The 11,490-nt window shown below is 57.9% G+C and carries 8 protein-coding genes; all 8 read left to right on the forward strand.

The window, feature by feature from the left end; genetic code table 11:
• Positions 1 to 9 precede the first annotated feature (9 nt).
• The 8 genes from TK06_RS06035 (at position 10) to TK06_RS06070 (ending at position 11,480) form a co-directional block, all read left to right on the forward strand.
• Positions 10 to 1,332 carry a hypothetical protein gene (locus TK06_RS06035; protein ID WP_063321277.1) on the forward strand — a complete coding sequence of 441 codons (1,323 nt, stop codon included), beginning with the start codon at positions 10 to 12 and terminating at the stop codon, positions 1,330 to 1,332.
• Complete coding sequence (locus TK06_RS06040; protein ID WP_109790733.1) at positions 1,332 to 2,396, forward strand: polyprenyl synthetase family protein; 1,065 nt, start codon at positions 1,332 to 1,334, stop codon at positions 2,394 to 2,396. Before TK06_RS06035 ends, TK06_RS06040 begins: the two co-directional genes overlap by 1 nt.
• Positions 2,397 to 2,418: 22 nt before the next feature.
• Complete coding sequence (locus TK06_RS06045; RefSeq protein WP_063321278.1) at positions 2,419 to 4,053, forward strand: hypothetical protein; 1,635 nt, start codon at positions 2,419 to 2,421, stop codon at positions 4,051 to 4,053.
• A 9-nt stretch (positions 4,054 to 4,062) separates the two neighbouring features.
• Complete coding sequence (locus tag TK06_RS06050; protein WP_063321279.1) at positions 4,063 to 4,773, forward strand: hypothetical protein; 711 nt, start codon at positions 4,063 to 4,065, stop codon at positions 4,771 to 4,773.
• 20 nt (positions 4,774 to 4,793) lie between these two features.
• A complete protein-coding gene (locus TK06_RS06055) occupies positions 4,794 to 5,909 on the forward strand; it encodes a hypothetical protein (RefSeq protein WP_063321280.1) in 1,116 nt (371 codons plus the stop codon).
• A 71-nt stretch (positions 5,910 to 5,980) separates the two neighbouring features.
• Positions 5,981 to 6,922, forward strand: coding sequence for a hypothetical protein (locus TK06_RS06060; RefSeq protein ID WP_063321281.1), 942 nt, complete (start codon positions 5,981 to 5,983; stop codon positions 6,920 to 6,922).
• 30 nt (positions 6,923 to 6,952) lie between these two features.
• Positions 6,953 to 10,867: a hypothetical protein gene (locus TK06_RS06065; RefSeq protein ID WP_153044825.1), complete on the forward strand. Its 3,915-nt coding sequence runs from the start codon at positions 6,953 to 6,955 to the stop codon at positions 10,865 to 10,867.
• A gap of 139 nt (positions 10,868 to 11,006) precedes the next feature.
• Positions 11,007 to 11,480 carry a (2Fe-2S)-binding protein gene (locus TK06_RS06070; protein ID WP_003201837.1) on the forward strand — a complete coding sequence of 158 codons (474 nt, stop codon included), beginning with the start codon at positions 11,007 to 11,009 and terminating at the stop codon, positions 11,478 to 11,480.
• Positions 11,481 to 11,490: the final 10 nt, after the last annotated feature.

Here is an 11,490-nt window from a genome sequence, read left to right on the forward strand (position 1 = left end):
GCGCATCGCATGCCTACTATCGACGACTTCCTGCCGAAATTGACGGCTGCCTCCGGCACAGCTTCCTTGGCCGCTACCCTGCCCCAACAATTTTCGGTATCGGCTTGTGGCCCCTATCCGTTGGCCAGCCACGTGGACATTCCCAGCAATTCCAACGGTGGCGAATTACTGCTGGCATTGAACGACATCTCGGTGTCGCCAGTGACGTTGTTATCCATCGTTCCCGACCATGATCCCCGCCGTATCGTGGTGACCCTGGCGCCGATGCAACTGAACGGAACCTACGAACTGTTTGGCCTGGAAAGTGCGAAGGTGCAATTGGATACCGGTGGATTGATGGCGCCGCTGGCAAGCTTTGCCGTGGGTGCGAGTACTGTTGATGATACCGATCCACCGACTATCACCGAGAAACAGTATGACCAGCTGCAGCAAGCCAACGATCAGCGTACCCAGTTGAATCAGACTGCAAATGGCCGCTCTCTGCTGGATATGTTCAACCAACACAACGACGCCTACAACGCTGTCTTCACTACCAATGCACGTTTGCGCAAGCTCTGGATAGGCGATGGCGCCACCGAGCAGATGTCCGACTATACGTCCCAGGCGTTGGATACACCGGGCATGCCGGTCAATCCAGCGATCACGGACAAGTCCTTTGGTACGACTTCGCAGTCCTACAATGAGAACGCGTTAGCGCAACAACTCAATCTCTACGGCGCCTGTTATCACCCCTACCCCGAGGCTGCGACGGCCGCGCTGACTTTTCAGACGCAAGTTGCCAACGCCACCCAAAACACCCAGCAGAATGTGGTGCCTATGACCGCCCAGGCTGTCTATAGCGCTGTCGATAAAGCCTCGCCTGCGAATCAGGCAAACTTCCTGTTGCAGACCCAGAGCCTGGAAAGCGCGTTGTCACGGATCCTCGACAATAGCCATGACGATACCGATCTGGATCTATGCGCCCAGCACGGTTTCATCATGGACGCCGAGACTCAGGCGCGTGTGCAGTCCATCTATGCCGAATCATTGCGCCTGCATGATCCCAAGCGTCGCTTGCCCCTGCATAGCGGCCCCTTCTCCAGTTCGCTCGCGCAAAGCCGCTTCGTCTTCGCCCTCAGCGAGCAGCCCGATGGCGCGCTGACGCTCAAACTGCAACGCAGCAATTTGAGCGTGCCGGCTCTAGACCTTGACAGCGCGCAGTGGCAGGGCCAGGCCGGTGAGGTCGGTCGCTCGCGTCTGGGCAGCGCCAACTTCATCCGAGGCATCCTCGAAGACCGCATTGCCAGCCAACTGACTCGCGTACTGCGAATGCTCGCCAGCCAGGAGGCATGATGTCGGCAAGCGACTCCATTGCTGTAGTCATCGCGCAACAGCCGCCAGCATCGTCGGCATCAGTGTACGCGCGCATCAGTGAAGAACTGCTGGCCGAAGACCTCGTGCGTTTCCGGCAGGAAGTGGAGCTGGCGTTGGAACCGCAGGCGCCCTACCTCACCGACGTGGAACGGCAGATGTTTGCCGGAGGTAAAAAGATACGCCCTTTGGTCATGCTCCTGTCGGCGCGGCTCATCGCGCAGGATGGGCCTCTGCCCGACAAGGTCTACAAAGGCGCGGCATCGCTGGAGATGCTGCATGTGGCCACCTTGATCCACGACGACATCGTCGATGAGGCTCAGTTGCGACGAGGACTGCCATCGGTGTCGGCGGCTCGCGGCAGCAAGACCGCGCTGCTGATCGGCGATCTGCAATTCGTACAGGCGCTTCGCGGGTTCGCCACCGCCGTGGATACCGAGCGCGACATGACCTTGGTGCGGTTGGTGTTGGATACCGCGTTCGATATCTGCCGAGGCGAGTTGGACGAATTGGACCGGACCTTGCCCGAGGATCACGATGCACGCCTGGCGCGCTATTACCAGACCATCGACCGCAAGACCGCAGTCTTGTTTCGGTTGGCTTGCCAGGGGGGTATCGATCTGGCCGGTGGGCGTAGCCGTGATGCCCGCCGCGGTGGCTTCTTCGGGCGCGCCTTGGGTCGTGCGTTCCAGATCATGGACGACGTGCTCGATGTGGTGGAGTACGAAAGTTCGGCGGGCAAGCAGTCAGGTATCGACCTGTTACTGGGTCGACTGTCGCTGCCGCTGATCTATGCGATGGAGACGCTCGGCCCGACACATGCAATCAGCCAATCGCTGCGCGAAGGCACGCCATTGACGGGGCATCGTTTGGGCGATGCATTGGACGACTTGCGTGATTGTGGCTGTATCGACAAGGCCTACGCGGCTGCCCGGCGCGAAGCCTTGCAGGCGCTGTTCTATCTCGAGCCATTTCCTCCAGGCCGCTATCGCGACGCACTGGAGGAACTGGCACTACACGTCGTTGACCGCCCATTGAACGGCTGACCCTGCACCTGACGGAGCACCCATGAGCACCTTGATGAGTTTTTTTCTCGACACGCTGCAACCGTGCCTCAACGACCCGGACAATGCCAAGCTATGGCTGCCCAAGCAACTGGCGGAGATGCAAGGGGGGGATGGAAATCCGGTGCTGCCGGTGCATGCCGACGAGCAGGATCTGGGCTATCTGACCGGCGACAATGGCAACTATATCGCCCAGCGGTTCGCCAACGTATGGTCACTGATGAACGACGAAGACGCCGTGCCCGATCCCAAAAAACCGTATCCGTACCTGAGTCTGTCTGCAGTCCTGGTGGACGGTTTGCAAAACATCTTCGTTAATCCGTCGTCCTCCACACTTACGGGCCAAGGCTACTCCATCACCCTGCCATTGCTGTTCAATTACTATAACGGCCCCTCGGGGCAGACACATTTGCCGCCGCTGACGATGTCTGGCAACTATCGCATCGACCAGTCGCTCCTGATCGGGGACGCTCCCGACACCTCGACCACTGACATCATCGGCACCGGTGCGTTCACTGTCGCGTTCAGTGAATGCATGTTGAACGCGCAGGTCAGCGTGACCATCGAAGGCAGCGCCGCAACCCGTTCCCTGGCCATCGGGGTGAGCGACCTGAAAATCACCAACGTCAAGGGCGGTTCCATCACGCTGAACTTCACGCAACTCACGCTGGATGGCGACCTGACGGGCAAAGATGAGCTGATTGAGTTGATCAGGCAGGCGCTCAGCGCTTCCCAAGGCCAGGCAGCCATGGTCGGCGCATTAAGCAGCATGTTGAATTTGCCCTCCAACCTGCAAAGCGTCAACGATATGCTCGGCACACAGGCCGAGAACCTCATGTCCAGTGTGTTCGGCCCCCTCCCTGCCCAAGGCTTGCCCAATGACGACAGTGGCCAGGACGCGGCTTCGCCCGTGGACCTGTTCCTGTTCGATCGCACGCGCGTGGCGCTGAACGAAGCGAACAGTAACTGGTATCTCCCGTGGCAACTCGCGTGCTCGTCGGATCCGGTGCTGGAGCCTTATTCCAATCCTCAGATCGACATACCCGATCAGACGTATGGGGGGCTGAAGTACACCAACATCCAGTTGACCAAACTGACGCTTTCGGGCGGTTCCAACGCCCAAGCACCGCTCTCGGCGGTCACGCTCAGCACTCCGCGGATTGCCGCCACGCTCAGTTTCGGCGCTCTGGCAGAGGGGCCGGTACGACAGCTCGACCGCCCGGGCCCGACGGTCAGCCAGCCCGTTCCACCAGCACCGCCGCTCACCGTGAACGCCGGGTTCTCGCTGACCCAGCAGGGCCTCAAGCCAGTCCTACTGCAGGGCACCCTGACCGCGACCGTGGTCAACCTGCAAAGCTCGCTGACGATCACCCCGTCAGGCGCCGATGTGAATGCCTTGACGCTCACGATCAGCGATATCAGCGCAAACCTGGACAGTGCCCAGATAGATGTGTCGGTGACTCTGACGCCACGCGACACCGCGTTGGAGCAGATCATCGGCCGCTTGTTCCAGAAACCCGAAGTCCAGTCACAGATCGCCAAAGCGCTGAACGATGCGCTCAGCGCCCAGGCGCCACAGCTGTCGGAAGAGTTCAGCCAGATCGCGCGTAAAGCCATCCTCAACCAACTTAACAGTTAGGAGAACATCATGTCCGACAGTCAACTCGTCCAATTGCTGGAAAACATGCTACTGACGCCCGCCTCCGACTTCTACTTGTCCTCGATTCTCTACAATCCGGACGGTAGCGCGCTGGACCCACTGACCATCGCCGAAGTGGACCTGGGCTCATTCACGATCGAAAAGATTCCGATCGACATCGTTATCAAGAAACTGAATATCCTCGGACTGAGCAACAGCCAGGTGAAGCTCGATAATGGAACCGACCCCGAGATCGTCGTCGACGGCAGCACCGTGACCTTCCACGGCAAACAGCCCAATACACAGGATGGGTACCAACGCCCCCCCGCCGTACCCAACCAGATCCAGGCCAGTGGCGAATTGCACGTCAACCTGAACCACATCGACATGCCACCGGGTACTTTCAGCTTGACCATCAACCACGTCGATGACCTGACCGGGGTCTTCAGTGCTACCGAGGCGGTGGATGGACAGCTCGATACCGCAGTCGTCAACTTCAGCGCGTTGTCGGTCAATCCGGTCGTCGGCAATGGCAACATAACGATCGATATCGATCTGGCGACCGTCTTTAAAGCCACCATCAACCAACTGCTCAATGAGGACGCCAACCAGACGAAGCTCATCGCCGCGCTCAACGGCCAGCTCTCCAACCCCAATCTGCTCGCCAGCCTGTCGCAGGTCGCCACCACGGAAGCCCGCAAGGCCTTGGCCACTATCTGATTGAAAAAGGAGTTTCGACCATGTCCACCGATTTCATCGCGGGCCTTTCGCAATCGTTATTAAACAACGCCAGTGAATCCATTTTTCCCACCATCGCGCCCAAGCTGAGCGACACCGCAAACATTCCCGATGCGAACGCGAGTTTGACCTGGAGCGTATCTGCACCACCGACATTCAGTTTGGCCGCCAGCGGTAGCGGTCAAACTTTCATGGTCAGCATGCCGGTGGAGCTGTCCGTGACCGTGGCCGGCGGGGACCCCACCAGCAGCACAGTCGGTGCCAATGCCAGTGCACGGGCCACAGTAGATGGCAACGGTGTGGTGCGTCTGTCAGTGACCGATATCAACTTTGTCACCGATGATCCGTTTGTGAACGAAATCCTGGACGCCTTGAAGAGTGATATCGCCAGCCGGGTGAACAGCCTGATATCCGCCATCGCCATACCGCTGGGGCCCGTCAACGGTATCACCTTTGCCGGATACGCCCTGTTGATCGATGGCGGCAACGCCTATGCGGCGGGCGGATTGTTCTCGCCGGTGGCGATCAGCCAAAAGCAACCGCCATCCAATGGCGGCTTCAACCTGGTACTCACCGAGCCGCTGATCCAACAGGTCGTCGCCAATCTGTGGTGGAGCACAGTACAGAAGACCTATTCGGCCAGCGGTGCCGTCGTGCATCTCAACAGTTACAGCGCTTCGGTCAACAACGGTAACCTGACGCTGACGCTCAACTTGAGCGGTAGCTACAGCTTGGGGCCGGCAGACTGGGATATTTCCATCAGCCCAGTCACCGCGACGCTGCAGGTGGTGGTGGATGCGCAACGTAACATCCGTATAAGCGGCGGCAGTGTTTCTCGCCCATCGGTCAACATCACGCCCTCCAATTTCTGGGCGTGGATGGCGACGTTGGGCGGTGGTGTGATCTCCTCCATTACCCTGGCGATCCTCAACGATGTGGTAGGAGGCCAGATCCAGGAAACGATCCAAGGTCAGCTGGCCCAGACCCTGCTGCAAATTCCGGATCTGAGCGGCAATTTCGAAGGTTTCACTCTGCAGGTGACGCCTGAGAACCTGAACATCACAGGCGTGGGCAATCAGATCCTGCTGACAGGTACCGCCAGCGTCACCGCCAGCTGAACGATATCCCGGCGGAACCAGCGTTGACACCGCCGGGATACCGAAATCGCCTTCACATGGAGTGAACGCCCATGCCGGAAATCGCCGATTACATGTCATGGAATATTGAAAGCCTGTCCTCGAAGAAATGCGCCAAGGACGTCTTTCGCAACGTCAACGTCGCGGCCTGGATCGCCGTGCTGATCGACGAGATGCAGGCTAACGTCATCGGCGTCATGGAAGTGACGCTCGGCACGGGTGAGCAAGCGGTGCAAGTGCTGGTCCAGGCCATCAATGATCGCAAGAAGCTTGTCGGCTCAGGCAGCAAGTGGAAATACGAGGTGTCGCAGCGAAATATTGAAGTCGCCCATACGTTCGCCCGGCGCGCCGACAAGTACGCATTGCTTTGGGACGATGCAAACGTCAGCGTCAGCAACATGGCGGTCGCCACCAGCACCAAGGTGATTTTCGCTGACCGCAATCCATTGTTCTGGAACATGCAGGCCAGAACCGCGGGCAAGCCCAAGGAACTCAACTGCCTGCTCTGGCATGCCCCTCAACCCAAGTATCACAAGAAAGATGCGACCATCCAGTTGCTGGCAGATCTAAGTGAAGAGATCGAGATCAACACGGGCAACACGGCCTTTTTGATCTCTGGCGACTTCAACTACAACACGGCCAATGCCGCTACCTATGCGCCTCTGACCAGCCTGAAGTTCTCCGGTATATTCGACGGCGAAAAAACTACCCTTACCTCGTTGAAATCGTTCGTCAATGACATCGCCAATCGCCAGAAAATGATCCAGCAAGGCGATGTTGACGACGCCTTTTTGGCAAGCGCCTACGACAACATATTCATCCGTGGCATCACCTCCAATTGGGAACTCAAGGTCTGCGTTCCCAACGTCGTCCTCCAGGAAATCATGGACAGCTTCACCTTCATGATCGTCACCCGCATGCAGCTGCAACTGGCAATGAAGAATGCCAAGATCATCAGCGACCACATGCCTATCGTCATGACTCTCGAAGAATAACCCCAGCGAACTTCGCTCTCTGATGAAGAAATGGCCATGGATATCCAAACGCTTCGCGAGAACCTCAAGATTGGGCTGGACGGGACGACAACCATCGTTGCCAGTACGGTGACCACGGCAAAATTCGCCGACTTTTACGGGCGCATTTTCGACCATCAACCGCTGACCATTTCCAATGCGAGCATCGGTCCCGACGACGCCGGCAATACAGTGCAGCGCGTCGGCACCGCCTCGCTTTTTCGCCAAGTGGCTAACGCTCCCGTAACAGCCACGTTTGTGCTCGATCCGCAAAGCGGCGACGTCACTGTCCAGTTGATGTTCACTTTGATTGGCACAGGACGAAACTGGAAATTTTCCGACAGTTTCCCGGATCTGCCCGTCAGCTTCGATTTCAGTTCCAGTGTCACCGCTCCCCAGACGTCGGCGCTGGACGATCTCACGCTGACCTCGGCATGGTTCTATGCACTGACCGATGCTACCGTCGTTGATATCGACTTGGGCTCCACCAAGGCGCCAGTGTCGCTGGACGCAGGGCTCGGTTTCGCCGGCATTGTTGAGCTTAACGGCGTACTGCTGGCGCTGGAACATCTGCTGGACGTCAACGACCGTTTCGCGATCGGCGGAAACATCGTCGAACCCTCCGTGCAGGTGTCGCCGCTGCGCGAGATCGTTAACAATTTCCCATGGAAAGAACAAAACTCGCCGCCGGGCATCAGTCTGTTCGTGGACCTGGGACTGGACGTTTCCATTTCCGAAAAGCTTGCGCTTACCCAGACGATCTTCTCGGTTTACAGTCCTTTGAGCGCGAAATGGTGGATGGCCAACCCCAGCTATGAGCCATTCATGGCGATCAGTGGTGCGCTGACGATACCCAGTGCCGGCCTGACCGTTGAGCTGTCATCGAAGATTCCCAAGGGCACTCGCAAGCTGGTGATCACCGGAGAATTCAGCGGTTTCACCCTGAGCAATCTGGCGGACCTGCTGGACCTGGCAGGCACCTCGACGCTAATCGACTACCTGCCGGGGCCACTGCAAGACGCCCTGCATGATGCCGGCAAGCTGCAGTTGCTGGACGCGGCGATCGCACTGACGGGGTCGGGCACCGGCCTTAGCGTCGACTATGTCTACCTGACCGTTGGTATCCCGGACGCTCAATGGAAACTGCTGGGCGATGAGTTTCTGCTCGAATCCATATCCGTTGAGTTCCATGTCACCCTGCCTTTTATCAAGCCTGCACCGGGTGCTTCGATAAATGCGTTGTTCCTGATCGGTAATGCCGCCCAAGTAAACGTTAGCGCCGGCTATCCTGATTTCTTCATTGCCGGCGAACTGGAGGACGCGGTTACGCTGCCGCTGCAGGCGCTGGTCACGCGGTACCTGCCGTCGATCCAGCCGCCGGCCGATCTGACGATCGACATGCTGTCGGTCAACATCGATACCCAGGCCGGCTACAACTTTTACACCGAAATGGCCGACTCCCCAGGGTGGGTCATTCCACTGGGCCCGCACAACCTGGCCATCGAGGACATTCAATTCGGCTTGTCAAAAGGGCTCGGGGCGAACGCTAAGACCTCGGCTCAGTTTGCCGGCGGGCTGGTCTTCGACGACAACCTGACGCTGGCCATGTCTTACGATCCCACTCAGGGGCTAGCGTTGCGGGGTGCCCTGCCCCAAGTCACGTTGAACGGGCTGATCGGCTGGCTATGCAACGCCAAAGATGTACTGCCCAGTGGGCTTGGCGACTTGACGTTTACCGACTCGACGTTGTTGATCACCAAGAACCAGGATCAATTCAAGCTTTCGTTCGGAACCCAGGTTGCCAACGCCGGCTCGCTGGCTTTCGAACTTCTGGACCAACAAGGTACCTGGGGCTTTGCTCTGGGCCTGGACTTGTCCCTGTGCAAGCTGTCGGCGCTGCCAGGACTTGCATCCATCCAGGCGTTCCTGGATATCTTTCCCATTGCCGGCGAGCAGGTGGTGATCGTTTCCACGCTGAAGAAGTCGGATTTCACTTTTCCGGCTTTGGACCTATTTCAAAATCCGCAGATCAAGTCAAAACAGATCACTATTCCGGCCTGGTCAGGTGGACTGCAGGAAGGCTTCTACTTTTACGCGCAGACCCAACTGAAGCAAAACAGGATCCTGCAAAACCTGGCCAGAATGCTGTCCATTTCGCCAGACACGAACCTGAATGCGGGGATATTCATTGGCACCGATGCCGGCACCCAGGCACGGCTTTTCGCAAATATCAGCACGGTGATCAATCGTTCGGTAACGCTCAGCGGGGCCTTGGGCGTTCAGATACAGGCCGAACAGGTTGAGTTCTATCTGACCGCCACCGCTCGCGCCACCCTCGAGTCGCAACCGGTGCGCTTCGATGTCAGCTTGGCAGTCGTGGAAAACGGCGCATTCGTATCGGGCGACATGGTGGTTGAAAACGATAACGGCACCCTCGACTTCTCGGTATTCAAGCTCAAGAGCTTGGCGTTCGAGCTTGGCATTTCCTTCGAAGGCGAACCTTCGATCGGATTTGCCGCCGAACTGGATATAGCCGACATCGATAGCGCCTTGGCGGTGTTCATCGACACCGTGCAACCTAGCCAGTCAATGGTTGCCGGCGCTGTCAGCGACCTCAGCCTGGCCAAGGTCTTTGACGAGTTGACCGGTGCTACTGCCTCGGACTTGCCCGGTTTCCTGCGCGATGTACTCACCCAGATAGCGGTGGGTCGATTGCACAGCTTCGACAGTGACTGGCCGACCTACCACGATGCCCTGAACCATTACGACCTGGCTAAAATTCGTGAAATGTTCGCCGCCGGTGGCGTTGACCTGCCCGCCGATAGTGGCCAGATCCAGTTGATTGTGAACACACCGGACCAGATTTGGTACCTGCTCGATCTTTCCACGATGTACCACTACGAAATGCAGCGTAACGGGGGGCAGATCTCGGTGTCCCTGGAAGCCCAACTGTACGTCGTGCCTCAGCCAGTCAGCATCGCCACATTGACGTTCCCACAGGGCTTCCACATTTTTGCCGATATCCAGTTTCTGTGGATCCGAGAACAGATCAAGGTCGAGGTCATGCCGCAAAAAGGCATCGCCTTCAATGTCGAAATGGCGCCAATCGTCATCGGCAATGACAAGCTGTTCAAGCTCACGGGTGCCCAGGGCTCGGGCGGCCCTAGTGTGCTGCTGTGCACCTTCTCGGACGCCACTAACCCGCAACCGTCCTATCGAACGCCCGCATTCATGATCTCCGGTGAAGCTTATCTACTGGGTATCGGCCCGCAAATCGATATCGATATTCGAGCTGACCATTGTCACTTTGAACTCAAGGACACCACTCTCGGTGGTTCGACCTTCAACCTACAGGCCGATATCGACGGTATCGACTCAATCAACGCACAAGGTTCGGCCAGCGTCGGTATTAACGAGTCCATCGATCTTGGACCACTCGGCACGCTGAGCATCGACGACACCATCAATGCCGACCTGGCCTTCGGCACCACAGGCCAGGGAATATTTGCCAACGCCTCGTTCAGCTTTACCTTGGCCAGCAGCACGCATGACATCGCCAGCTTCGACCTGGATGTCGACATTGGTCCTCTGGAAAATCTCCCAGGCATCCTGCTGGAGAAGATCAAACAGTTCTTTGTCGGATTGTTCCAAGACGCGAAGAAATGGTTGGAATACGTCTATCAGGGCATCCTGAAGGGCATTGAAGGGATCGAGCAAATCGGCAAGATCCTCAGAGACACCTTCAAACTTGCGTGGAAGCAGGCCGCCATCTTCCTCCAGGCTGTGGGCTATGCGGCCGAGGACGTGGAGAAGATGTTGATTGCAGTCTTCGACAAAACCGTCGAAGAAGCGCAGGAAATCGTCGACTTCCTGTACAACAGCATCAAGAATTGCGCGATGAAAAGCGGCTTGCTGGCCGTTGCATGAGAAATGCCATTGGTAGCTCTCGTCTGGCGCTCCAGTCAATTTGCAAGATTAGGCAATCATCCGCCCGGATCGTGCAATCGCTCCCAAACATAGCTTTCTATAGTTAACCAGAGCCAAACCATCCGGAGCTGGTACCCCTATGAGCGCCCTCAACATCAATGGCCGTGAATACACGGTCGACGTAGACCCAAGCACCCCGATTCTTTGGACCTTGCGCGACACGCTGGGCATGACCGGCACCAAGTTCGGCTGCGGCGCGGCGTTGTGTGGCGCTTGCACCGTGCACCTGGATGGCCAGGCCATTCGTTCCTGCGTGACGCCCATTGCCGCCGCCGAAGGCAAGAAAATCACCACCATCGAAGCGGCAACCAACGGCAGCGATCCGGTCGGCAGCGCCGTGCACGAAGCGTGGGTCAAGCATGACGTGGCGCAATGTGGCTACTGCCAGAGCGGCCAGATCATGAGCGCGACCGCTTTCCTCAAGGCCCAACCCAAGGGCAAGCAGCCCACGGCCGCCGAGATCGACTCGGCCATGGCCGGCAACATCTGCCGCTGTGGCACCTACGCCCGTATCCGCGCCGCGGTGGCTGATGCCGCCAAAGCCCTTGCCTGATCGGAGCAGA

Origin of the sequence: Pseudomonas fluorescens, from assembly GCF_001623525.1 — a bacterium.
In the GTDB taxonomy this organism is placed as follows: Bacteria; Pseudomonadota; Gammaproteobacteria; order Pseudomonadales; family Pseudomonadaceae; genus Aquipseudomonas; species Aquipseudomonas fluorescens_Q.